Raw genomic sequence first — 24,761 nt, 5'->3', positions numbered from 1 at the left:
AAGGGGAGTTCAATCGGTGAAAAGTAAGGCGAAAAACATATTAAAAACACTTGCAGCAGCATCTGCTCTAATTCTTTTTATCCAAACTCCATCAGCATATGCAACAAGTTTATCGGATTTAAAAGAAGAAAAGAAACAAGTTGAAACAAAGAAGAATCAGTTAAATTCATCTATCAGCAATAAATCAAATGCAATTACAGCTAATCAAGAAAAGCAACAACAAATCTTAGATCAAATTCAAGCATTGAACGCTGAAATCGACAAAACTAATAGTAATATTAAAAAAGTACAAGCAGATATTCGGGCAACAAATGAGGAAATTAAAAAGTTAGAAGCTTCTATTGAAGAGCTTTTGCATAAAATTGAAGAGCGCGATTTATTGTTACAAGAACGTGCACGTGCCATTCAAGCTGGGGGCTCTGTAAGTTATTTAGATGTTTTGCTAGGCTCTAATAGTTTTGTAGACTTTATTGATCGTTTCTCTGCAGTTAATGCATTATTGGAAGCGGATCGTCAAATTATTCAAGATCAAAAAGATGATAAACAAAAATTAGAAGAGCAAAAGCAAAGTGTAGAAGAGAAACGTAAAAACTTAGAAGGTAAAAAAGCCGAGCTTGAACGATTAAAAGCATCATTAGACAGTCAAAAAACTGAGAAAAATAAACTAGTAGACCAATTAGAAAAAGAGCAAGAAAAGCTGAAATCAGAAAAGGTATTACTTGAAAAAGAATACTCAGAGGCTTTGGAAGTAAGTCAGGAATTGCAAGATCAAATTATTGCTGAACAAAATCGTTTGGCTGAAATTGCACGTCAGCAAGAGGCAAAACGTAAAGCAGCGGCCGCGGCAGCAGCTGCTGCTGCTAACAATGGTGGCGGATCATCTGGTGGTACAGTCCATGCGCCTCAATCAAACGGAACTTGGATAAAACCAACGAATGGTCGCTTAACATCACCATATGGTTGGCGAAATCTTGGAGCAGGTCCTGAATTCCATTATGGTGTCGATCTTGCAAATGCAACGGGAACACCAATATGGGCAGCAGCAGATGGCGTTGTTTCTTACGCAGCACCACTTAGTTCGTATGGTAATGTTGTCATTGTAACGCACTCTATCGATGGACAAATTTACACAACCGTTTATGCACATTTAAGTGCATTTAATGTTAGTGTAGGACAAGAAGTAACACAAGGTCAGCAAATTGCAGCCATGGGTAGTACAGGTCGCTCTACTGGCCCACACTTACACTTTGAAGTGCATATTGGTCCTTGGAAAGGACAAGCAGTCGGCAGTGTAAATCCACTGAAATATATTCCATTGTAAACATAAAAGCTATACACTAGCGTTTTCTAGTGTATAGCTTTTAATATTTCATCGAATGTTTCACCATTCACCAACTTATAGGTTTGCCCATTAATAGCCAATAAGCCATTTTTGCAGAACAGTATTTTTAATGTATGGTCAAAATAAGTAAGATCCAATTGATAGACAACATCAGCTTTTTTGTTATTTAATAAGGTTCTTTTTAATTCCAAAGTACGTAAGTCTAAACGCAAACATCTAATCGTGGATTTTCACGATTGAGAATGCAAAGCTTTTATTGGTACCATTGTCAACTTCCAAATCGTTATCTTATTTACTATTTCTAGAAGATCTTTATTAAGAAAAAATCTTGTAGTAAATTCTTTGTTCAATACTCTGAGTACAGCATCAGAACACTATTACTAAGACAAATAGCAGCAATCCATAGTATAAGTCGCTTTGAAAGCATAATTCCTCCCCTTTTCTCATTTTACGAAATATTCCATTGAAAGTTTCATCGCTATTATAAGATTCTAAATTATGTTATGATGAATATATACTTAGTGGGGTATTTTTATTGTTGTTATTTCTGAAGATTTTCGTAAAACAGTGTGAAATAGTCTTTTTTTAAAAAGGTTCTATGCTATGCTTTCGGAGGAGGATTCGTTGAATTGATAAATACAGAGTGGTACTCAATCCGTACATTAACTTTACCAGCTACTGCAGTCGCTTTACTTATTACTTTTTTTATTGTGTGGCTTATCTTGCGCTTACAATTTTCTAAAAAGTGGTCTGAGCTATATAGTGATGCCATTTTCACCTTTATTATTGTTTGGAAGTTAAGTTTGCTTGTAACAGATTTCAAAACGGTAGTAAACAATCCAATTACATTGCTTTATTTTAATGGCGGAACAATGGGTGTTCTTCTCGGTGTCATTGTAGCATCTTTGCAAATATGGAGAAAGCGACAGAGTCTACAGCTTGAGGAACAAGAGATGATAGCTGGTAGCTGGGCTATTATTCTCACGCAATCCATTTATCAAATGCTTGCTGTGCTATTTAATGACAACAACACATCAAGTGAAGTTATAACATTAGCTGTGCTAAGTGTAGTCACGCTCGTCATATTATGGAGATTAGTAGCGGTGAAACAAGCTCTCATACTCTATACAATTAGCTATTTGATAGTGGCTATCTTCCAGCCGCTTGGTATAGGGCAAACAGCTGTGGCTGTCAGTGTAATACTACTTTGTTTGGGCTTAACTATTCAGCATGAACGAATCAATGTGGGAGGTAAGAAATGAAAAAAAATATTGGACTGCTGATCGTTGTGCTATTAGTGGTTGCGATGATTGGTACATATGTAAAACAACAAATTGACGAAGAACGTGCTATTGATAAATCGGCCCTAGGTAAGGATATGGAGGAGCTAGAAACCGGCTTAAGCAAAGGCGATATACCGCCTGATTTCACCTTAACAAGCTTAGACGGGGAAGATATCACGTTAAGCGATCTTCGTGGAAAAAAAGTCGTTTTAAATTTCTGGGCGACATGGTGCCCACCTTGTAAGGCGGAAATGCCTCATATGCAAAGCTTCTATGATGAGTATGCAAAAGAGAAAAACGTTGAAATTATAGCGGTCAATTTAACAGAAGCCGAACGTGATGTGACCGCTGATGCCAAAGTGGACACAGTGATGACATTTAGAGATAGCTTTGAGCTAACGTTCCCTATTTTATTGGACCCTGACAATGAAGCTGGCTTGAATTATCAAGTCATCACGATTCCAACCACTTATTTTATTGATTCCAAGGGCCTCATTCAACGCGCCATCAGAGGACCAATGGACGTGGATATGTTAAATGATTATGTAGATGCACTAGATTGATTCATAAAAAATCTGCTCGTTTTCTAGAGTGGAAACAAGCAGATTTTTTTATTTTTCATGAAATCAAGGTGAATACTCGCGGGAACCAAGGTATATCCGTGCGAATCAACAGCCAACATCCATGTGTAAAGTGAAATATTCTCTCTTAACAAATTTGAAAGGTAATTTTGTATGTTTGAAAAAATAGAGTCATACAGTAAAAGAGACGGAGGAGGGAAGATTTGCGCAAATTAACAGCCGGTGTCGGAGTCCTACTTAGTAGTTTGGTGGTGGGCAGTGGTATTTACTTTGATTGGTTTAATATTGGCGATAAAAAGGAGCCTGTTACGGAGGTTGATACTATTGGTGAGGCTATGACAATCATTGAAGAAAAATCAGTATACAGTACAAAAAAGGATGAATTAGTGGAAGGGGCTCTTCGTGGGATGGCTGATGCCATTAAAGATCCTTATAGTACGTATTACTCCAAGGAAGAGGCTGAGCAACATCGGCAAATGCTAGCTGAAGAACGAGTAGGCATCGGTATTGAACTAACCGAAAATAAAGGGAAGTTTATCGTTGTGTCACCTGTTCGCTCATCACCAGCAGAGAAAGCAGGCATGCGTTCACTCGATGAAATTGTACAAGTTGATGGGGTACGGATTGATGGGAAAACGATGAGTGAATTAATGCATTTAATTCAAGGTGAAAAGGGAACGAAAGTAACCATTGTTGTCTATCGTCCAAGTGAAGATAAGCATATTAAGATGACGATGGAGCGTGCAGCAATTTCCAATAAAACGGTAACTAGTGAGGTAGTGAAGGTAGAAGATACAGCTATTGGCTATGTAGTGATCTCATTATTCGGTGAAAAAACCGCCAATGAATGGGTGGCAGAAACGAGTAAATTACTTCGTAAAGATGTGGAAGGAATTGTGATCGATGTACGGGATAATCCAGGTGGTTATTTACATAGCGTCGCAGCGCTACTGAGCACAGTATTGGACAATGGCAAAGTATTTGCATATATGCAAAATGCGGAAGGTGCTATGGAACCATTAAAAACGCAAACAAAAGGCTTTGATGAAAAATATATAGAAACGATGAATAAAATTCCAATTGTTGTTTTGCAAAATCAAGGTAGTGCATCTGCTAGTGAAGTATTAAGCGGTGCTTTAAAAGGCTGGGGACGCGCTTCACTTGTTGGGGTTAAGAGCTTTGGAAAAGGGACTGTACAAGAATCTTGGGAGCTTTCCAATGGCGGCGAGCTTAAATTATCAACCAACAAATGGCTAACACCAAAACGTGAATGGATTCATGGGCAGGGCATTGAAGCTAGTTTAATGATTGAGCAAAATGAATTATTTGCTTTTCAACTTCATCCACTAACAGGTAAGTTTAAAGTGGGTGATATGAGTGAAGAGATTTCCTATTCACAAAACGCCTTGCAGAAACTAGGCTATCAAATCGATCGTTTAGATGGCTATATGGATGAAACGACCGCAGAGGCCGTTAATCTTTATCGTAAACAGAAAAAATTAAAACTAGCAGAAGATGAATTTTATATGGACACGACTTTCTTTAATAGTTTAAACGAAACGTTAAAGGATTTTAAAGCCGATCGTCAAAATGACCAACAATTCCAAATGGCCACTAGTTTTTTACTGCATACGATTGACCAATAAAACTCGCAGACAGAACAAAAATAYCWTAATAYAWAKSTTTCTATGAGTTTGTACTACGAAAGCGTGTAGTTCTTTGATACAATAAATTCATAGTATTCAAGATAGAAATGGKGGGTGTTCGTATGGTTAGTGAGATATTAATAGAAATTGTAACAGCGATTGGCCGCTTTTTACTCAACCCATTACTATATATAGTCATAATATTTGCTATTATTTTAGGTTATCGTCGAGTAAAACAGGAGCGTAAATATTTTAATAGACGTATTATTTGGGGCTGGACGGAGCTAATCGGACAATGGAAAGATGGGTGGATCTATGCACTAATTATTTCTATCATTAGTATTGGAGCAGGTCTAACTGTCCCAAAGGAATTTTTAATCATTTTAACGGCAGTTTCTATAGTAGCACTTATCTTGTTTGTCATGAATGCAATGTCGCCTATTTTGACAATGGGGATTGCCACACTTGCCATATGGGGTATGTCCTATTACAATTGGTCATTTTCCTGGTGGGAAATTTCGGTAGAGGCTGTCCATTTAGAGAGTGGCGCAATTGTGACAATTACCATTCTTGCGGGCCTTTGTGTTATTGCAGAAGGGCTATTAATTCGACGTATGGCGATGAAGGTTACAACACCTTGTATTGAGAAAACGAAGCGGGGTATGCAGGCAATTGTCTATCGGTCAAAAAATGTATGGGTATTACCTATTTTCTTTGTTATTCCTGGTGATGCGATCTCGGCTATATTCCCATATTGGCCACAGTTTACGATAGGTCATAATAGCTTTGCAATTGTGTTATTTCCACTTGTCATTGGCTTTACTAAACTGACAAGAAAGGAATTACCAGCTTACATGTATCCAAAAATTGGCCGACCTGTCTTTTTACTAGGACAGCTTATTTTAATAGGAGGATTGGCTGCGTATTTTGAGCCAGTGATTGGCTTCATTACACTTGCTGTTGGTGTAATTATCCGCATTATAATTGCTATCTACTTTGCGCAACAGGAAAAAACAGATCATTATGCAGTTGCGCCAAGTACGAAGGGTGCTATTATTGCAGCTGTTCTTCCTGATTCACCTGCTGAGAAGATGGGCTTACTTGCAGGAGAATGTATCCGCAAAGTAAATGGTGTGTCAATTTTTACAGAAAATGAGTTATATGAAGCACTGCAATTAAACGCAGCTCATTGTCGTCTAGAGGTTTTAGACCGAAACAATGAATTACGTTTAACACAACATGTGATTTATAGCAATGATCATTACCGTATTGGATTATTATTAGCTGAGCCGAGGGAAGTATAATGGACGTTTTTGGGAAAATGATGCTAGCATTATTCATACCAGCTTTATTGGTATTACTATTCACTAGAATTACCTATAACCGCTATGTTGCATTATTATTAGCCATTGCACTTATTGCTGCCTCTGTATATGCAGGCTATACATCCCCACCTATTATTTTCGTTATCGATGCATTTTCATTAACAGTAGGCTTTTGGCTAGCAAGTAAAATGAATAAATAAGGAAAGGTCAGTCCAGGCAATAGGACTGACCTTTTTACATGAAAAATCGCACTGCTGCCATAATGATTACTCCTGCAACTACTGTAATCGATAAGCTTTTTGTGACAAGGGCAATAATAAGAGTAGGAACAAATGTAATAAAGACTGGCCAATCAAGTGTCACTACTTTGCCGCTTTCAGTATCTATTAAATTTTCAATGACAAGAGCACTTAATATACAAACAGGAATAAAACTAAGCCATTTTAGCACAACATCAGGTAGTGTTACACTACGCACAAAAATAAATGGAATGACACGCGGTAGCCATGTTACAAGTGCGCAGCCGATAATAAGCCAGACCATATAAGAAGTTGTTGTCATTTATCTGTCACCACCCCAATTGTTGCGACAATCACGGTTGCCAGTAGCACAGCCACATGTGAAGGGACTACATAAGAAAGACCGTACATAATAACCGCCATATAGCCAATTAACTTGATATAATGCATGATTTTACTTTTACCAACACTGCTCAATTGCAAAACTAAAAGTGCAACAAACATGGCAACCAAGGCAAAATCTAAACCCCATTTTTCAGGATTTGCTACCCACTGTCCTAAAAAGGCACCCGTAACACAGGAAAGAATCCAGAAGATATAGGCTGTTATATTTAACCCATCCATCCATTTACCATATAATTTACCTGTTTGCATTTGCTTTGTGACTGCTACACCAAAGGTTTCATCCGTTAATAATGTACCAAAGCCAACATTTCTAAGCATGGAGTAGCGCGTAAAATGAGGTGCTAATGTTAAACTCATTAATAAATGGCGTAGATTCACTACGAAAATGGTTACAATGATAGCAGAGGCAGGGCTACTTGTTAAAAGAAGTGCACAAAAAATAAATTGTGCAGAACCTGCGTAAATCAGTATCGTTAATAGCGCGATTTCAAGGACAGATAACCCTGAAGCGGAACCTACAACCCCAAATGCAAGTCCTATACTAATATAACCGAGTAATGTAGGCACGCAATCTTTCACGCCTTGTAAAAAACTGTCATTGGAAGAGCTTGTTGTGTCATCATGTTGAAGCTCTGTTGTACTTGTCATAAATAGGTCATCCTTTCTTGATAATTTCCATGTATACTATTGATGGAATTGTTTGATAGTTCTTGATGTTTATTAAAGTATACATATGTCTGATAAAATAAACAATAGAAATTGGTGAGTAAAGATGGAACAAATGAGTCGAAATTTAGCATTTCAATTAAAGAAAATTAGACAGCAACGTCATTTAAGTCTCGATGATGTGGCCAAAGCGACAGGTGTCAGTAAAGCACAGCTTGCACAAATCGAAAAAGGAGAGGCCAATCCAACTGTTTCAACAATTTGGAAAATTGCAGCGGGTATGCGTATGTCATTCTCTTCATTATTACAGCCACCAACTGCCCATTACATGCGTTATAGCAGTAAAGATGTACCACATGTAGATGAGGATGAGGGACGCTATCGTGTTTACTCCATAATTCCGTATAATCCAGAGCGAGGCTGGGAGTTTTATAAGGTTGAAATGGAGCCAGGGGCAGTTAGTAGGAGTGAAGCCCATACAGAAGGGGTAGAGGAAACTGTAATGGTTATTAAAGGACAAGCAGTTATTTCTGCTGGAGACATGCATGAATTACTAGATGAAGGGGATACACTAGTATTCTCAGGGCATCAACCCCATGAATATCGCAATACTTCAGAAGGGTTAACAATTTTTCATTTAATTTTACAGTATAAATAGAGGTGTCGATATTGAATGAATGGTTTACTGTAGAAAATATTGAACAGGTTGCGGCACAGTATCGAACGTTCGGCCCAATCATTGGTTTACTGCTCCCGTTTTTAGAGGCGTTTTTACCATTCCTACCATTAGTCGTATTCGTTGTGGCGAATGCCAGTGCATTCGGCTTATGGCTAGGATTTCTATTATCTTGGCTAGGCTCTGTAGCTGGCTCCTATGCGGTTTTCTTACTTGTGCGTCATTTTGGCAAACATCCAAGATTACAATTTTTAACAGGTAGTAAAAAAGTACAGAAGCTTATTAAATGGGTGGATATGAATGGCATCAGCCCTCTTTTTGTCCTCCTCTGCTTCCCTTTTACACCATCTGTGATTGTCAATATTGTAGCGGGATTGTCACATATCCATAAAAAATTTTACTTAATCGTTTTGCTTGCAGGAAAGTTTGTCATGATTTTAGGTATGAGTGTATTGGGCTATGATTTAAAATCGCTCTTGACAAGCCCAGTGAGATTGATAATTGCAGCTGTGGCCATTGTTATTTTGTGGTGGGTCGGTAAGTTGATAGAGAAGCGTTTGAATGCCCGTGTAGAAAGAGATTTAAAGCAAGCGCGAAATTTGACGAAAAAGCAGGACCACCATGCCAGTTAAGTAAATAAACTGTAGCCTCTTTCATTATGTGAAGAGGCTGCTTTTTTGTGTAATAAATAAACCTTTTTATAGGTAGGTGAAGGTTGATAGATAGTATTTACTAGTTTTTTTCGATAGAATTTAAGATGGATGATTTATGTTGTTTTTAGTAGGCTGGGAAAACTGCTCCACCATAGATGAGAAACGATCAATAGTCTGGAGAAGCCGCTCCAAAATAGATAAGAAGTAATCAATTCAGCGAAAGAATCGCTCAAATAAAAGTACAAATTTTTATTTCATTAAAAGAGAGACACCCGCAACAGCAAGTTAATGAGGAGGGGGAAAGTAAATGACATTGCGTATTGTTTCAGGACGTTCGGGAACAGGGAAATCAGCATTTATTCATCAGGAAATTGTTGAGCAATTAAAGACAGATCCATTGGGACATCCAATTTTCATTATAGTGCCTGACCAAATGTCTTATTCTACGGAATATGAGCTGACAAATAAGCATGGTTTACAAGGCTTGATTCGAGCACAGGTGATGACGTTTAAACGTTTAGCATGGTTGGTTTTACAGGAAACAGGAGGTATTGCTCGTAAAGAAGTGAATGGCTATGGGTATCGAATGCTTATACGTAAACTTTTGGAGGAACAAAAAAGCGAGTTTTCCTTATTTCGACAAGCAGCAGGAAAACGTGGCTTTACGGAGGAAATTGAAACCCTTTTAAGAGAATTTAGTCGCTATAGCGTCAATAGCTCAGTCTTGGCAGAGGTAACGGAATCGTTAAAGGCAATAGATGCACCTAATACATTGCAGGCGAAAGCGAATGATTTACATGTCGTTTTGCAGGCATTGGAGGAACGACTTGGTACGACCTATGTTGACAGCGAGGGCTATTATCCGATTTTAACGGAGCAACTGAAGTATGCAGAAACGATGAAGCAAGCGACCATCTATATTGATGGTTTCACCGCCTTCACTGTGCGAGAGTTAGAACTGGTTCGTGAATTGTTAAAGGTAACGAAGCAAGTAACTGTCGTCCTTCCATTTGATCATATGGATGAAGCCTTTGATGAACAAGCATTATTCCATGAAGCAGCGTTAACGAATCAACGTCTTCAGGATATAGCAAAAGAAGAGGGCATTGATGTTGAATTACCATTACATTTTTATAAGACTCAAAGATTTCATTCTAAAGATTTACAGCATGTGGAGGCAAAGTTTGCTGATTTGGAGCCCAAAACGATAAAAACTTCAGGAGATGTAACCGTGCTTGAAGCATCAAATCGTCGAGCAGAGATACATGCGATTGCCCGGGAAATAACAAAACTGACAAGAGAAGACGGTTTTCGCTATCAGGATATCGTACTTTTGTATAGACAAGCCGATCTCTACGATCCACTTATTACAAGTATTTTCCAACAATATGAAATTCCTATTTTTACAAATACAAAAAAGACAATGCTACATCATCCATTAATAGAGCTAAGTCGTTCAGCCTTGGAGGTTATGACCTCGAATTGGAAATATGAGCCAGTTTTCCGTAGTGTCAAAACCGATTTGTTTTTCCCATTACAAGCTGAGCTAACAATTTGGCGTGAGAGAGCAGATCGATTAGAAAATTATTGCTTGGCACAAGGCATCTATGGTGAACGATGGTTTGAGGAGGCACGTTGGTTTTATAAAAAATATCGAGGTCTAGAATTCCATTCGCGTGTACAAACAGATGAAGAGCGTGCAATGCAGGCAGAAATCGAGGCCATTCGAGATGAAATACGCCAACCTCTAAAACTTTTACAAGACAAGCTTGATAGCGCCAAAAATGGCAGAGATATTGCGACTGCTTTATTTGAACTTATAGAGTCATTACAGGTATATGATAAACTGCAAGCCATGAAAGATCGTGAGCTAGAGCGAGGTGACGCATTAGCTGCAAGTGAACATGAACAAGCTTGGAATGAATGGATTGCTGTTCTTGACCAATTCGTTTATATGTTTGGAGAGCAGGAGATGTCTGTAGAGCAAGCAGCCAAAATTCTTGATGAAGGCTTTGATACATTAGAATTTTCAAGAATTCCGCCAACCCTTGATGAAGTAATGGTGGCTACTGTTGATTTAGCTMGTTTATCCAATATCAAAGTCGCTTTTATAAGAGGAATAAATGAGGGTGTTTATCCAAMTCGRATRGAGTATGAGGGCTTGTTGTCAGATATCGAACGTGAATGGTTTAGTCAAATTGGCTATGAGCTTGCTCCTACCTCTACTAATCGTTTATTACAGGAAAATTTCTTGTTCTATCGCGCTATTACAACGCCATCTAACAAATTGTATATGACCTATCCTACGGCGGATGAGGAAGGCAAGGCACTTCTAGCCTCACTTTATATTAAGAAAATAATAGGAAATGACAAAAAGGCTGGCTTATTAAGTGGTGTTTCGATAGAACGAGTGGTAGTCGATCCAATTGAATTACTAGACGGGGATGTTTTACCATATTTACGCCATCCAAGGACTGCATTGGCACATCTAATGGTACAGCTACGTCAAGCTGAACATAGCCGTGAACTAGCGCCAGAATGGCTAGCTTTACAAAGATTTTATACACAAGATCCGTATTGGGCACTCATTTTCGACCGCGTACTTTATCCAATTACCCATAAAAATGAGGCTGAGCCACTTGAAACCTATATTACACAGGAATTATATGGTCAGAAGCTAACATCCAGTGTGTCGCGAATTGAGAAATACTTCAGATGTCCTTTTTCTCATTTCACTACGTATGGTCTACGTCTTGAAGAACGAGCTGAGTATCGGCTAGAAACGTTTGCAATGGGTGACTTATTCCATGAGGCATTAAAGTGGATTACAGAGGAAACACATCGTCAGCAATTATCTTGGATTCGTTTAACAACAAAGCAAATTAAACAATTAGCACGTCAAGCAGTAGAACAAATTGTTCCAGTCTTTTCCCATCAAATCCTATTATCCAGTGCCCGCTATCGCTATATTCAGCGTAAGCTAATTCGAATTGTTGAGCGTACAATGACAGCACTGACACAGCATGCAAATGTATCACACTTCAAACCAATTGCAATTGAGGCATCGTTTGGTCCTGGACAACATGAACAGCTACCACCATTAGAGATTGATTTGACTGGTGGTAAGAAAATGTTTATGCGTGGACGTATTGATAGAGTGGATAGTGCAACGATAGATGACCGCTCTTATTTGCGGATTGTCGACTATAAATCCTCAGCTCGTGACCTTGATTTAAATGAGGTTTATTACGGATTATCCTTACAGGTCCTAACGTATTTAGATGTTGCAATGGAAAATAGTTCTTACTGGCTCTCAGGTGAAGCAGAGCCAGCAGGGGTACTGTATGTCCATGTCCATAATCCTATGCTGAAGCTGGATAAAGATTTGACGGACAGTGAAATAGAAGAGGATCGTTTAAAGCAGTATAAAATGAAAGGTTTGCTATCTGAAAATGCTGAAGCGATTTTATCGATGGACGAGCAATTGGAAGAAAGTAGCGGACATTCAAAAATCATTCCTGTCTATATGAAAAAAGATGGGACACCGTCTGAGTCACAATCGCGTATAGTTCCTGTCAATGATATGAAAAAGTTGCAGCATTTTGTTCGTCGTAAACATCAGGAGGCAGGGAATGGTATCTTATCTGGTGATACGGCCATTAGCCCCTATAAATTAAAAGCCAAAACGGCATGTGATTATTGTCAATTTGCTGCGGTTTGCCAATTTGATCCATCAGATGGTAAACAAAACTATCGTCAATTAATGCAAGCAAAGCCGAATGATATTGTCGATAAAATTCGGAAGGAGATAGAATAGCATGGTACAAACAATTCCTGTTAAGCCAGTAGATGTCACATGGACAGACGATCAGTGGAAGGCCATTTATGCTAGCGGTCAAGATACACTCGTTTCGGCTGCAGCAGGGTCGGGGAMRWCWKCRGYWYKRATCAATCGTATGATTGAAAAAGTCATTGCTACTGAAAACCCGATCAATGTAGATGAACTATTGGTAGTGACCTTTACAAATGCCTCAGCCGCTGAAATGCGCCATCGTATGTCTGAGGCATTAGAAAAGGCGATAGCAGAAAATCCAACATCTAATCATTTAAGACGGCAGCTAAGTCTTGTGAATAAAGCACAAATTTCTACGCTACATTCATTCTGTTTAGCAATTGTGAAGCAATATGCCTACTTACTTGATATAGACCCAGGCTTCCGTATTGCCAATGAAGCAGAAATAGCATTATTGCGAGATGATGTTTTAGCAGAAGTTTTAGAAGATGCCTACGATGCTGAGGATGAGGCTCACGTACAAGCTATCTATCGTCTTGTCGATAGCTTTACCTCAGATCGTGATGATCAAGCCATCGAAACGCTGATTAGTAAACTTTATGATACGTCTCGTGTCCATGCAGAGCCTCAAAAATGGCTTTGGAGCCTGCCGAAAGCATATGAATTAGCTGCGGAAGTGACAATCGATGATTTAGAGCTATCTCAATACGTCAAATTAACCGTACGTCATAGCCTGGAAGAGGCGTTTATGCTAATTTCTGAAATGCGCACAATTACATTACAGCCAGATGGACCTGCACCCTATGCAGAAACGGCAGAGGTAGATTTTGCTATGATTCAGGAAGGGATACGCATTAGTCAAAGTGGGACATGGCAGGAGCTATTTGATTATTTTGCAACGGTTAAATGGTCTACCTTAAAGCGGGTATCGAAGGATGCACTAGTTAATGTAGAGCTACAGGAGCTTGCGAAGAAAAAACGAGAAGCAGCCAAAAAAATGATGAATAAAATCAAGGAGACATATTTTGTTCGTACGCCTGCACGGCTACTTGAGGAAATGAGGTTAATGGCACCGACCATTACTACGCTAGTTGAATTGACCACTACATTTAGTGAACAATTTCGACTAGCCAAGTTAGAACGGGGAATCATTGACTTTTCAGATTTAGAGCATTATGCACTTCAAATTTTAACGGTAGAGATAGATGGTGCACTTCATCCATCACCGGTTGCACTAGATATGAAAAAGCGTTTTAAAGAAGTACTTGTGGATGAATATCAGGATACCAATATGCTACAGGAAACCATCTTACAGTTTGTTAAAACGGGTGAAGAACAAGATGGCAACCTTTTTATGGTTGGGGATGTTAAACAAAGTATATACCGTTTCCGATTAGCTGAGCCAAAGCTTTTTATGAAAAAATATAGTGAATATTTGGAATCACCTGATGTAACGGGGATGCGAATTGATTTAAACGCTAACTTCCGAAGTCGAAAAGAAGTATTAAATGCTACAAACTATGTTTTTGCACAAATTATGGGTGAGCGTGTCGGTGAGATTTCGTATGATGACAATGCGTCACTAAAGCCTGCTGCGCCCTATGATGATAAAGAAATACCTGTTGAGCTGGTCGTATTGCATCCACCACAGGAAGAGGAAACACCAGAAGAACTGGAAGAACTAAGCAATGAGGCAACGGAGCTAGAGGAATTAAAAAAATCACAATACGAGGCACGATTTATTATCGATCGTATACGTCAAATGATGGAAGATGGAACAACCGTATACGATACGAAAACAAAAACAGAGCGACCATTAAAGTATAGTGATATTGTGATTTTAATGCGCTCGATGACATGGTCAACAGACTTAGTAGAGGAATTTAAGATGGCAGGGATTCCACTCTATGCAGAATCATCTAAAGGCTATTTTGACGCACTCGAAGTAATGATTATGTTAAATGTCCTGAAGGTAGTCGATAATCCCTATCAGGATATCCCCTTAGCCTCTGTACTGCGCGCACCGTTTGTTGGTTTAACGGAAAATGAGCTGGCGAAAATTCGTTTAGCCGATCAAAAGGTACCTTTTTATGATGCTTTACGACAATTTATTCGTAGTGAAGGACATGGTGTGCAAACCACTACATTTGAGAAGTTGCAACGCTTTATGCTAGCCTTTGAAAATTGGCGTGATTTAGCACGTCGTGGATCATTATCAGATTTAATTTGGAAAATTTATTTAGATACACATTATTATGAAATGGTTGGGGCAATGCCGAATGGCAAACAGCGTCAAGCAAATCTACGCGTATTACATGATCGTGCATTAATGTATGAAAAAACGGCATTTCGTGGGCTATTCCGTTTTTTACGCTTTATTGATCGTATGCGTACGCGTGGCGATGATTTAGGTACGGCCAAATCAATTGGCGAAAAGGATGATGTAGTACGTCTGGTGACAATACACTCTTCCAAGGGGTTAGAATATCCAGTCGTCTTTGTTGCAGGAATGGGACGTCCGTTTAATAAAATGGATTTTCATCAGCCCTATTTGTTTGATCAAGATTTTGGACTAGCTGTTAAGGCCATTGATCCCGAAAATCGTATCACCTATACATCGTTACCGTTTTTAGCATTGAAGGAGAAAAAAGAACTGGAGATGCGTGCAGAAGAAATGCGTGTCTTATATGTTGCGATGACTCGTGCGAAGGAGCGTTTGATTTTAGTAGGCTCAGTGAAGAACTGGGAGAAAACACGCGACAACTGGCAGGACGCACAAAGTTTACCAATGGATGCACCGCTTCAAGAATATTTACGTGCAAGAGCTAATAGCTATTTGGACTGGGTTGGCCCAGCAGTAGCAAGACATGCAGATTTTGCAGTAGTAGCAAGCACATCTTATAAAGAAGTGGAGGATCAATCACATTGGTGGGTTCAAGCCATCGATACAAAGCATTATTCATATGAGATAGAGGCGATGGGCGATGAAGTACAGCAAGTGCTTGCGATGCAAGAGGATGAGGACTTGCTGGCTGAAATCACTACCCGCTTTCAAGCGCAGTATGTCTATCAAAAATCTACAAGAAAGCGCTCCAAAACATCTGTTAGTGATATAAAGCGATTAGAAAATTTACAGCGCCAGGAGGAACCTGAATTTTATTTTGCCTCTCCTATCAAGCAAAAGGCTTCGTCCATTGCACCTCGACCCGCTTTTTTACAGGAGCAACAGCTAACTGGTGCTGAAATTGGTACAGCTGTACACACAGTGATTCAGCATTTTCCTCAATATGGCTTTAGTCATATCGATGCTGTAAGGGACTTTGTGGAGGATTTAGTGGCAAGACAGCTTTTAACAGAGGCGGAGGGCAAAGTAGTTCCGCAAGCGAAAATTTATCGTTTTTTTGAGACAGAAATAGGGCAACGCTTTCAACGCGCAAGGCAGATACGTAGAGAAATGCCGTTTACAATTAGTAGAATCGATGAAGATGGTGATGCTCAAATTGTGCAAGGGATCATTGACTGCCTATTTGAGGATGAATACGGTAATTGGGTCTTGTTGGATTATAAAACGGATCGTATACAATCTCATTTTGCGCAGGAGCCAGCCTTGTCAAAGGAAATACTAGGTCGTTATGCCGTACAGCTTCGTGTTTATAGCGAAGCCATTGAATCCATCTTACACATTAAGGTGAACGATAAAGTATTATTTTTATTCGATAATGAACAGACCATACACGCATAAAGAACTTGTTACGGGCAAAGTGGGGCAAAGTTTTTTCTTGCCCTGCTTTCACCATAGCTGTTAGTCAAGAGGAGGCTATTTTGTGGAGTTAAAACCAACAATGTTGCAGGAACGAATAGCAACATTAGATATTTTACGAGGTATTAGTTTAGTAGGTATCTTATTAGTAAATATGTATACCTTTTATTTGCCAATGCCGCATATTGATTTGGCATCATGGTTTACAACCCCATCAGATATTGTTTGGCAGAAAAATATAGATATTTATGTGCAAGGCAGCTTTTACCCGCTTTTTGCCATGCTATTTGGTTATGGGCTAGCCATGCAGTGGCAAAAGGCTCAAAGTCGTCAACAAAACTTTTATACGCTGGGGCTTCGTAGACTGTCCATTCTGTTTGCTTTTGGTTTTATCCATGCTGTGCTAATTTGGTGGGGCGACATATTAATGATGTATGCATTTTGTGGCGTTTTCTTAGTGCTTTTACTACGATTGAGTCCCATCTGGCTATTAGCGAGTGCTTTGATTATTAATGGCTTGATGCAAGCTTTTATGCTCTTTGTAGTAGGGATTGTAAATTTTAATACAAAAGTAGATGATTACTTAGATATCGTTTCAGTAGAGAAGGCCATCACGGCTTATGGGACAGGAAACTGGGTAGATGCCTTTTTGCAACGCTTAACAGATTTATCAACGCAGGCAGGCATCGAGATGTGGTTTGTCGCACTGTTCACGATTTTACCGTATATGTTAATAGGGGCCGCTGCCTCTAAATGGCATTTAGTAGAACGGGCTAAAGAATTGAAGTGGCTCTGGCTGACGTTTGCAATTGCTGGATTGGTCATCGGTATTGGTATAAAAAGCTTATCTATTATGTTTACAAGAACATATTTACTAGATTATTTAAAGGTATACATAGGGGGCCCAGTTCTATCGGTGGGCTATATTGGGGTCATTGTGTTACTTTGCTTAGTGCCAATAATGCCAAAACTACTTAGTCCTTTTGCTAAAATCGGACGCATGTCATTAACGATGTATATTCTTCAATCTATTATAGGTACTTGTTTATTCTACCAATTTGGCTTTGGCTGGTATGGTAAAGTAAGTGTAGAAACAGGGGTATTAATTGCTGTCGGCATTATTGTTGTGCAAATGATCATAGCAGAAATCTGGTTATCTAAGTGGAAACAAGGACCGTTAGAAACAATATGGCGTAAATTAACATATAAGCAAAAAGTAGAAGTGCGTTAATATATTCCTCTTCACATGCATATTTTATGAAGATATAACAACTTATAAAAATGTTGTCGCAAAAATGAGGTAATTTCTATCATATTGTTGTATTATGTAGAAAAAAGAAGGAGCTCTTTCAATCATGAAAATTTTATCATTCAAATTAGGTGGACATGTAAGCTTTGGACCAAAAGTAAAAAAAGAAGAAGCGGTATGGGATGTACTCGCTATTCAAAGTGAACTTCAAGTTCTCCCTTCTTTTTCAAGTTCAATCGTGGATGGCATTGCTTTAGGCTTTGATTTTGTGGAACAGATTCGTAAATTAGTAGAAGCAGCAGAAAAATCAGATAATGCTAATAGTTTTAAACGTGAATTTACAGAGATCGAATGGCTTTCACCAATTCCACGTACACTTAAAAATATTATGTGTATTGGTATAAACTATGATGAACATGCAAAGGAAATGGGTGCAGAGGCAGCACCAACGGATTTAATGGTATTCACAAAATCACCAACTGCAATTGCTGCAGATGGACAAACAATTTCCATACATGCAGATCTTTCTTCAAAAATGGATTATGAAGGTGAGCTAGCTATCGTTATTGGTAAACGTGGCAAAAACATTCCTAAAAACTTAGCGTTTGATTATGTATTTGGTTATACTATTGCCAATGATGTAACAGCTCGTGATTTACAAGAGAAACATAAACAATTCTTCTTGGGTAAAAGCTTGGACGGTTCTTGCCTTCTTGAACCAAACCTGGTGACAAAGGAGGAGATCCAAAATCCAAAAGACTTAACAGGAGTAACAAAGGTCAATGATGAAGAACGTCAAAATGGCTCTACAAAAGATATGATGTTCGCTGTTGGAAAGATAGTGTCCATCTTATCTGAGATTGTAACATTAGAGCCAGTATGTGTGATTTTAACCGGTACGCAAGCTGGTKTTRGCAAAGGGATGAACCCGCCACAATTCTTAAAAGCTGGAGATACAGTAAAAGTGTCTATTCAAGGAATTGGTACTTTAGTCAACCATTTTGAATAATGATGATATCAATCCGCGTGAGTCTATACTCCGCGGATTTTTTACTGCTTTAAGGCATAGTAACAGATGTAAAAACTATGAAATGCAAGGATTCCAAGTTTTAAATGATGTAAATTATGTGAACACTATTGTAATATTTGAAACCCTTTCCATCGCATGGTAGGATAGAGTTTGATAGAAAAAGAATGAGGGGGACAATCATGAGTTTTTTAACTAGCCAAACGCATTTGCATATTACTACGTGGGTAGTAGGTATTGTCATCTTTTTAATTGCGGCACTAATGGGCAAGCAATCAAAAGGCTTACATATGACATTACGTCTGTTTTATGTACTAATAATCATCACAGGTGGGGCATTATTTATCGAGGCAATGGACTATGGTAAAGGTATGCTTTACGGATTTAAGTTCTTAGGTGGCATACTTGTAATTGGCATGATGGAAATGGTATTAGTACGTCAAAAGAAAAATAAACCAACAGCTATGTTTTGGATTTTATTTGCAGTATTCCTATTAATCACTTTGTTCCTAGGATTTAAACTGCCAATGGGTCAAGATTTCTTAGCATAATGATTTAAAAGTCGTGAAGTAGTTGCTTCACGGCTTTTATTTTGTAAACGAAAACGGAAGACGGAATTGACACCTTTTTGTCGTAATTCATTTCGCTTTTACGCAAAATCTTTGGAAAAGATAGCGACGTGACAGAGTTATTTGGTAAAATGACGTTGATTGGTTTGAAAGAGAGGGAATAACAGTGAAATTTAAGAAGTGGATAAGTGCGACGGCTGCATCACTTTTATTAGCAACTTCATTAGTAAGTACTATACCAGTAGCACATGCGGATGAATCAGCGACTAGAACAATAGCAGAAGAAAGCATCTATGATTTAATCGTTGACCGTTTCTTTAATGGCTCGGGCACAAACGATTTTGATACAAATACGCAGGACCCTTCGAAATTTGCGGGGGGCGATTTTACAGGTTTACAGGATAAACTGAAATTTATCGGTGAGATGGGCTATACAATTGTTTCCATTGGGCCTATTTTTTCTACAGAGAAGTATGATGGATCAATGCCCACAAGCTATACTACAATAGAACGTCATTTTGGAACAACGGAAGAATTCCAAAGTACTGTAGAGGCCTACAAAGCTAAAAATATGTCCATTATGGTGGATTTTCCACTTACAAATGTGAGTCCAAATCATGAGTGGGCAAAGGATGCATCGAAAGCGGATTGGATTGCATCTACCAATAATGGACAAGTACAGTGGGATTTATCGAATAAGGATGTGCAAGAAGCACTTATTCAAGCAGTAACTGAATTTGTTTCTACATATGACATCGGTGGTATTCGTTTAACAAATATCGCAGGGGCTGATATAGCGTTTATCAATGCAGTAATAGCTGCATTAAAAGAGACAAAAACATCACTTTATGTGATAGCAAATGAAGAAAGCGATGCTGACTTTGATGCAACTTTCTCACCTGTAACGGCAGATATCTATCGTAATATATTTAAAAACGTGGATATGGATTCTTCTAAATTAATGGAACCCTTCGCAGGAGAAAAACCGACACAAATTATGGTGGATTCACTTGAAACTCATCGTTTTACATTTGACTCTGCTAATGAAAATATGTTCCCACCTACCCGCTTAAAAATGGCGATGGGTGCTTTATTTATGCTACCAGGAATTCCTGTCGTACAATACGGGACAGAAATAGCTATGAATGGGGAAGCAAAACCAGATACACACCAGCTTTATAACTTTAAAACAGACGAGGAACTGATAGATTATATTAAAAATGTTCAATCTTTACGTAATCAATCAGCTACTTTACGTAATGGTGATTTTGAAGTCATTACAAATGAAAATGGCCTTCTTGTCTTTACACGTTCTTCTGACGAAGAAAAGTGGGTAATCATGGTTAATAATACTGGTAAAACACAACGCGTCGACTTAACACCTGAACAACTTGGTGAAGGGAAAATGCTGAACGGTATTTTACATGAGGAAAAAGTTCGCATAAATGAAAAAGAAGTCTATCCTGTTATTTTAGACCGAGAAATGGTTGAAATTTATCAAGTTCGCAATGATGAAGGCTTAAACACTCCTTATATGGTGGCTCTTGGCTTAGTATGGGTGATCTTTATTGGCTTTGTAGTCATCATCATTAAACGAGGGAAAGTTCGTCGTCAGGAGCAAGACGTCCAATAATAATAACACGACAAAAAAGCATGCCAGGAGCCATCCTAGCATGCTTTTTATTAGCCTTCAAAGCTTTTATTTGTGAAGAAAATTGCAATAGTCCCAGGTCCGACATGTGAGCCGATCGCGGAACCTATCATGGTAATTTGCACAGCTTGAGGTGAAAAACGCTCCTGGATAGAGGCTTTTGCTTCATTCGCAAAGGCAGCGTCGTCACTATGGCTAATACCTACGATTTTATTTGTAAAGCTGCCACCACGCTCCTGCATTAAATCTAACATACGATTAAGTGCTTTTTTTCGACCGCGTGACTTTTCAATCGGTACAAGTTTGCCATCTTCTACATTTAAAATAGGCTTAATACTAAGAAGGCCACCTAAAAATGCACTAGCTTTTGATACACGACCACCTTTTGCAAGGTAATCTAAGTCTTCTACAGTAAATAAATGCTCGACCTGAGGTGCAAGGGTGTTTATTTTAGAGGCCATGTCTTCTAAGGATACTCCTATATTTCGCAGTCGTACAGCTTCTTCCACGACAAGGCCATGGCCTAGTGATGCGCATTTAGAGTCGATAATGACTAGTTTTAAGGAAGGATACTGCTCAAGTACCTGATTGCGAATCATTTGAGCAGTACTATATGTGCCTGATAATTCTGATGAAAAAGCGATATAAATACCTTCTTCATCATTTTTGGCTAGCTCCTCAAAATGCTTCAAAAAGAGCTCAGGTGACACTTGTGATGTTTTTGGCTGAGCACCTTGGCGTATTGCATCATAGATCTCTTTGGAATCAATTGAAATCACATCTTCATATTCTTTGTTGTTCAATTGCACTCGTAAAGGGAGTAGCACGACATCATTTTCTTCATAGTAAGATTTTGGTAGATCACATCCACTATCCGTAAAAATCTTCATTCTCTTGTCCCCCTAATTTCAACTTACTTTTGCTTTTTAACTTTATTCAGTAGATACTCACTTTAGATAAATGGAAGGGGTACCACTGAATAAAGTTAAACTGGTAAAAATGGAATGTTAACTTGAACTTACTACTTAACTATGATAATTTCAAGCGTTCAATGAGTATTTTTGCAATTCCATCATCATTATTCGTTGTCGTAATTTCATTGGCAATGTTTTTAAGACTTGAAATACCGTTCCCCATCGCTACACCAAGTCCAGCATATTCGATCATTTCTAAATCATTGTCTTCATCACCAAATGCGATGATGCGCTCACGAGGAATACCTAAATCTTTTGCCACATGTGCAATACCCACAGCTTTATTTAAGCCGCGACGCACAATTTCAATAATATGAAGTGGCGCGCCCCATCGACGATGTTCAATGACTTCAGCATGCACTGCCTGTAAATGATCACGTATAATAACCGAATTGGCTTCATTTGCCTGAATCAGCAAACTTGTAGGATTTTCCAAGAGGTGTGTGTATAAATCGCCAAGTGTAATTTTTGGGTTACCCATATTAAAGATATTTAAGATACGATCGTCCTCTGTGTGAACATAAACTTCATCTTTTACCTCAGCGATAATATTTTCGTATTCATAACTGTTAATAGAATCAACGACATCATGTACGACACTTAAATCAATTGGTGTGTGCATATGTTGCCAAGAGACATTTTTAGGATGATGCACATATGCGCCATTAAAATTAACAATGGGTGTAGTGAGCCCAAGTTCTTGATAATAAATAGTACTTGCTCGGTAAGGACGTCCTGTCGCAATCATCACTTGATGCCCTTGTTCCTTAGCCTGCAATAATGTTTTTTTCGTTTTTGCAGAAATTTGCTGTTGATCTGTTAATAAAGTTCCATCTAAGTCTAATACGATTAAATGCGGTTTCATAGCTCGTTGCCCCTTTCCTATAGTTTGAATAGTATCTCTTTGTCTTACATTCGTCAAAATTTTGTCACAGTGAAAAAAGTTTGCTAACATAAAGATGAGAGAATAGTTGGGAGTGACAATAATGTTTGTAGAAAAAGAAGTGTGGGGAAATATTCCTTTATTACATATACATACAGACAATATGAATGAAGAAACCCCGGTAGTCATTTTTTTGCATGGCTTTATGAGTGCAAAAGAACATAACTTACACTATGCATACCAATTGGTGCATAAAGGGGTGCGTGTCCTATTGCCAGATGCAAAATTTCATGGTGAGCGTAGCGAAGGCCTAACAGAAATGCAAATGAATTTAAATTTTTGGGACATTGTTTTAAATTCTATTCATGAAGTACAACAATTATATGATGAATTAAAGAATAAAAATTTATTAGCTAGTCATAAAATTGGCATAGGAGGCACTTCAATGGGTGGCATCGTGACATCAGGCTGTCTGAAACTTTATGATTGGATACAAACAGCTGCAATATGCATGGGTGCACCTGGTTTTATAAAATTGGGTGAATACCAATTGCAACAATTTGCAAAAAGCGGAGTTAACTGGCCGATGTCAGAGGAAGACGTTGAAAAAATTAATGAAGCCCTTGCTAAATATGATGTCAGTTTAACACCAGAAAAATTCGCGGGTCGCCCTGTATTCTTTTGGCATGGAGAATTAGATAAAACAGTTCCTTTTCACGAAACGTATAAATTTTATGAAACATTACGGGGATACTATAAAGCAAACCCTGAATATTTAAAGTTCATGGTTAACAAAAGGGCTGGACATGCTGTACCACGTGACGGTATGCTAGCAGCCACAGCATGGCTTGCACAGCATTTGGCATAATAGGGTGCATCTGCTATGATAAGGTTAACACTATGATGGAAGGAGAAATACGAATGGATCAGGATATGAAAGATAGCATGTTAGGTGCTTTAGAAAACGTAATTGATCCTGAGCTTGGCATTGATATTGTCAACTTAGGTTTAGTATATGATGTGGAATTAGATGATGAAGGTGTTGCAACTGTTACGATGACGCTAACATCTATGGGCTGCCCACTTGGTCCAGTCATTGTGGATCAAGTGAATACGGCGTTAGGTGAACTTCCAGAAGTGAAAAGTACAAATGTTAATATTGTATGGAATCCACCTTGGTCGAAAGATAAAATGTCACGCTATGCCAAAATGGCATTGGGCGTACGTTAAAATGGCTTATTTAAAACCCTGCTTATTGAAAAATAAGCAGGGTTTTTGCTTGTAACGAAACTAATCGATACGGCATATTTGTAATGGACAATTTTCACAGGCAATTTCATTTTTTAAAAATTGTAAATCATGAATGGTAATAAATCCTTTATCAAAAGTGATAATCTCATGTTTTTTTAAATCATTCAGCATACGATTAATCATTTCCCGACTTGTCGCACACAAATTTGCGATTTCTGTATTTGTTAGCTGAAAATCAATAAAAATCGAGTCATTTTCTACAGGTTTACCATACGTATTGGACAGCCGAATGAGCGTTGAAAATAGAGCACCTTTTTTCCCGTTTAACACTAAATCGCGCAAACGACTCTGATGCTTTAAGTTTTCTGTTTGTAGCCACTTCATGTATTCCACCATAACTGTCGGCTGCTCTTCTAGTAAATGCTCCAAAGATTTACGACTCAAAACATACAACGTAGAGGGTTCTAAAACTTTGGCAGTCATCGAATTATAGACGAGATTACAAAATAACGAACCTTCTCCTATTATGCTGTCAGGGCCACAAATACGAATGGTTAATTCCTTACCCGTCTCGGATTCTTGGCTAATCGAAATAACACCTGATTGGATGTAATAAATTTCTTTTGCCCGTTCGCCCTCTAGAAAAATTTTATTTCCTTTATTCACTTTGATAAAAACACCGTGGTTTTGAAAAAGATCGTTAATTTTTTCAAACATATTATCCATTAAAACCATATCTCCAACACATCGCTTTCTTTTTGTAATAAATGGCGATTATTACAAAAGGA

20 protein-coding genes and 1 pseudogene are annotated in these 24,761 nt (G+C 38.4%); 16 read left to right on the top strand and 5 right to left on the bottom strand.

From position 1 onward, the window contains the following. Positions 1–16 precede the first annotated feature (16 nt). The 6 genes from ACHZEU_RS10225 to ACHZEU_RS10200 all read left to right on the top strand — a co-directional run bounded on the left by ACHZEU_RS10225 (position 17) and on the right by ACHZEU_RS10200 (position 6,377). On the top strand, positions 17–1,321 hold the full coding sequence (locus ACHZEU_RS10225; protein ID WP_279493980.1) for a murein hydrolase activator EnvC: 1,305 nt from the start codon (positions 17–19) through the stop codon (positions 1,319–1,321). A gap of 650 nt (positions 1,322–1,971) precedes the next feature. After that, the gene (locus ACHZEU_RS10220; RefSeq protein WP_048392049.1) at positions 1,972–2,604 is read left to right on the top strand and encodes a hypothetical protein; all 633 of its coding nucleotides are present in this window, start codon (positions 1,972–1,974) and stop codon (positions 2,602–2,604) included. Continuing rightward, positions 2,601–3,188 (top strand): redoxin domain-containing protein, encoded by a 588-nt coding sequence (locus ACHZEU_RS10215; RefSeq protein WP_048392048.1) that lies wholly within the window; start codon positions 2,601–2,603, stop codon positions 3,186–3,188. Before ACHZEU_RS10220 ends, ACHZEU_RS10215 begins: the two co-directional genes overlap by 4 nt. 221 nt (positions 3,189–3,409) lie before the next feature. Beyond that, complete coding sequence (locus ACHZEU_RS10210; protein WP_048392047.1) at positions 3,410–4,852, top strand: S41 family peptidase; 1,443 nt, start codon at positions 3,410–3,412, stop codon at positions 4,850–4,852. Positions 4,853–4,974: 122 nt separating this feature from the next. Further along, a complete protein-coding gene (locus ACHZEU_RS10205; protein ID WP_048392046.1) occupies positions 4,975–6,156 on the top strand; it encodes a PDZ domain-containing protein in 1,182 nt (393 codons plus the stop codon). Then, positions 6,156–6,377, top strand: a complete 222-nt coding sequence (locus tag ACHZEU_RS10200) for a DUF2198 family protein (RefSeq protein WP_004227503.1) — start codon at positions 6,156–6,158, stop codon at positions 6,375–6,377. Before ACHZEU_RS10205 ends, ACHZEU_RS10200 begins: the two co-directional genes overlap by 1 nt. 34 nt (positions 6,378–6,411) lie before the next feature. On the opposite strand, the gene ACHZEU_RS10195 is transcribed toward ACHZEU_RS10200, so the two are convergent. Continuing rightward, the gene (locus ACHZEU_RS10195) at positions 6,412–6,738 is read right to left on the bottom strand and encodes an AzlD domain-containing protein (RefSeq protein WP_048392045.1); all 327 of its coding nucleotides are present in this window, start codon (positions 6,736–6,738) and stop codon (positions 6,412–6,414) included. Further along, positions 6,735–7,469, bottom strand: coding sequence for an AzlC family ABC transporter permease (locus ACHZEU_RS10190; protein WP_048392044.1), 735 nt, complete (start codon positions 7,467–7,469; stop codon positions 6,735–6,737). The genes ACHZEU_RS10195 and ACHZEU_RS10190 overlap by 4 nt, the downstream gene beginning before the upstream one ends. Positions 7,470–7,593: 124 nt before the next feature. On the opposite strand from ACHZEU_RS10190, the gene ACHZEU_RS10185 reads away from it, so the two are divergent. The 8 genes and pseudogenes from ACHZEU_RS10185 (at position 7,594) to ACHZEU_RS10150 (ending at position 20,847) form a co-directional block, all read left to right on the top strand. Beyond that, positions 7,594–8,145 carry a helix-turn-helix domain-containing protein gene (locus ACHZEU_RS10185; protein WP_048392043.1) on the top strand — a complete coding sequence of 184 codons (552 nt, stop codon included), beginning with the start codon at positions 7,594–7,596 and terminating at the stop codon, positions 8,143–8,145. 11 nt (positions 8,146–8,156) lie between these two features. Continuing rightward, positions 8,157–8,795: a TVP38/TMEM64 family protein gene (locus ACHZEU_RS10180; protein ID WP_004227497.1), complete on the top strand. Its 639-nt coding sequence runs from the start codon at positions 8,157–8,159 to the stop codon at positions 8,793–8,795. A 328-nt stretch (positions 8,796–9,123) separates the two neighbouring features. Then, positions 9,124–12,633 (top strand): helicase-exonuclease AddAB subunit AddB, encoded by a 3,510-nt coding sequence (addB, locus tag ACHZEU_RS10175; RefSeq protein ID WP_404804465.1) that lies wholly within the window; start codon positions 9,124–9,126, stop codon positions 12,631–12,633. Between the two features lies 1 nt (position 12,634). Further along, positions 12,635–16,351 (top strand): annotated as a pseudogene (addA, locus tag ACHZEU_RS10170) (helicase-exonuclease AddAB subunit AddA). An 82-nt stretch (positions 16,352–16,433) separates the two neighbouring features. Beyond that, a complete protein-coding gene (locus ACHZEU_RS10165; RefSeq protein WP_048392039.1) occupies positions 16,434–17,600 on the top strand; it encodes a DUF418 domain-containing protein in 1,167 nt (388 codons plus the stop codon). Positions 17,601–17,724: 124 nt separating this feature from the next. Further along, positions 17,725–18,627: a fumarylacetoacetate hydrolase family protein gene (locus ACHZEU_RS10160; RefSeq protein ID WP_404804464.1), complete on the top strand. Its 903-nt coding sequence runs from the start codon at positions 17,725–17,727 to the stop codon at positions 18,625–18,627. Positions 18,628–18,827: 200 nt separating this feature from the next. Next, the gene (locus ACHZEU_RS10155) at positions 18,828–19,196 is read left to right on the top strand and encodes a YisL family protein (RefSeq protein WP_004227486.1); all 369 of its coding nucleotides are present in this window, start codon (positions 18,828–18,830) and stop codon (positions 19,194–19,196) included. A gap of 184 nt (positions 19,197–19,380) precedes the next feature. After that, the gene (locus ACHZEU_RS10150) at positions 19,381–20,847 is read left to right on the top strand and encodes an alpha-amylase family glycosyl hydrolase (RefSeq protein ID WP_281216897.1); all 1,467 of its coding nucleotides are present in this window, start codon (positions 19,381–19,383) and stop codon (positions 20,845–20,847) included. 50 nt (positions 20,848–20,897) lie between these two features. Here the strand turns inward: ACHZEU_RS10150 and ACHZEU_RS10145 are convergent, their stop codons facing one another. After that, complete coding sequence (locus ACHZEU_RS10145; protein ID WP_036076685.1) at positions 20,898–21,755, bottom strand: DegV family protein; 858 nt, start codon at positions 21,753–21,755, stop codon at positions 20,898–20,900. Positions 21,756–21,894: 139 nt separating this feature from the next. Further along, on the bottom strand, positions 21,895–22,704 hold the full coding sequence (locus ACHZEU_RS10140) for a Cof-type HAD-IIB family hydrolase (protein ID WP_048392035.1): 810 nt from the start codon (positions 22,702–22,704) through the stop codon (positions 21,895–21,897). A gap of 121 nt (positions 22,705–22,825) precedes the next feature. Here ACHZEU_RS10140 and ACHZEU_RS10135 point away from each other — a divergent pair, with 121 nt between their 5' ends. Then, positions 22,826–23,590, top strand: a complete 765-nt coding sequence (locus ACHZEU_RS10135; protein WP_281216896.1) for a prolyl oligopeptidase family serine peptidase — start codon at positions 22,826–22,828, stop codon at positions 23,588–23,590. Positions 23,591–23,643: 53 nt separating this feature from the next. Beyond that, positions 23,644–23,952: a metal-sulfur cluster assembly factor gene (locus ACHZEU_RS10130; RefSeq protein ID WP_004227477.1), complete on the top strand. Its 309-nt coding sequence runs from the start codon at positions 23,644–23,646 to the stop codon at positions 23,950–23,952. Between the two features lie 60 nt (positions 23,953–24,012). On the opposite strand, the gene ACHZEU_RS10125 is transcribed toward ACHZEU_RS10130, so the two are convergent. Further along, positions 24,013–24,699 (bottom strand): Crp/Fnr family transcriptional regulator, encoded by a 687-nt coding sequence (locus ACHZEU_RS10125; RefSeq protein WP_404804463.1) that lies wholly within the window; start codon positions 24,697–24,699, stop codon positions 24,013–24,015. Positions 24,700–24,761 lie beyond the last annotated feature (62 nt).

The sequence above is a fragment of the Lysinibacillus sp. S1 genome, assembly GCF_044986265.1.
Taxonomy (GTDB): Bacteria; Bacillota; Bacilli; order Bacillales_A; family Planococcaceae; genus Lysinibacillus; species Lysinibacillus capsici.
Note: the sequence above shows the minus strand (reverse complement) of the source record. Positions and strands in the feature narration are given on the sequence as shown.

Bases quoted from the DNA above. Each gene is read 5' to 3' on its own strand.
- ACHZEU_RS10215 (WP_048392048.1), top strand. From the start codon at position 2,601: ATGAAAAAAAATATTGGACTGCTGATCGTTGTGCTATTAGTGGTTGCG.
- ACHZEU_RS10205 (WP_048392046.1), top strand. From the start codon at position 4,975: ATGGTTAGTGAGATATTAATAGAAATTGTAACAGCGATTGGCCGCTTT.
- ACHZEU_RS10200 (WP_004227503.1), top strand. From the start codon at position 6,156: ATGGACGTTTTTGGGAAAATGATGCTAGCATTATTCATACCAGCTTTA.
- ACHZEU_RS10195 (WP_048392045.1), bottom strand. From the start codon at position 6,738: ATGACAACAACTTCTTATATGGTCTGGCTTATTATCGGCTGCGCACTT.
- ACHZEU_RS10190 (WP_048392044.1), bottom strand. From the start codon at position 7,469: ATGACAAGTACAACAGAGCTTCAACATGATGACACAACAAGCTCTTCC.
- ACHZEU_RS10185 (WP_048392043.1), top strand. From the start codon at position 7,594: ATGGAACAAATGAGTCGAAATTTAGCATTTCAATTAAAGAAAATTAGA.
- ACHZEU_RS10155 (WP_004227486.1), top strand. From the start codon at position 18,828: ATGAGTTTTTTAACTAGCCAAACGCATTTGCATATTACTACGTGGGTA.
- ACHZEU_RS10145 (WP_036076685.1), bottom strand. From the start codon at position 21,755: ATGAAGATTTTTACGGATAGTGGATGTGATCTACCAAAATCTTACTAT.
- ACHZEU_RS10140 (WP_048392035.1), bottom strand. From the start codon at position 22,704: ATGAAACCGCATTTAATCGTATTAGACTTAGATGGAACTTTATTAACA.
- ACHZEU_RS10135 (WP_281216896.1), top strand. From the start codon at position 22,826: ATGTTTGTAGAAAAAGAAGTGTGGGGAAATATTCCTTTATTACATATA.
- ACHZEU_RS10130 (WP_004227477.1), top strand. From the start codon at position 23,644: ATGGATCAGGATATGAAAGATAGCATGTTAGGTGCTTTAGAAAACGTA.
- ACHZEU_RS10125 (WP_404804463.1), bottom strand. From the start codon at position 24,699: ATGGATAATATGTTTGAAAAAATTAACGATCTTTTTCAAAACCACGGT.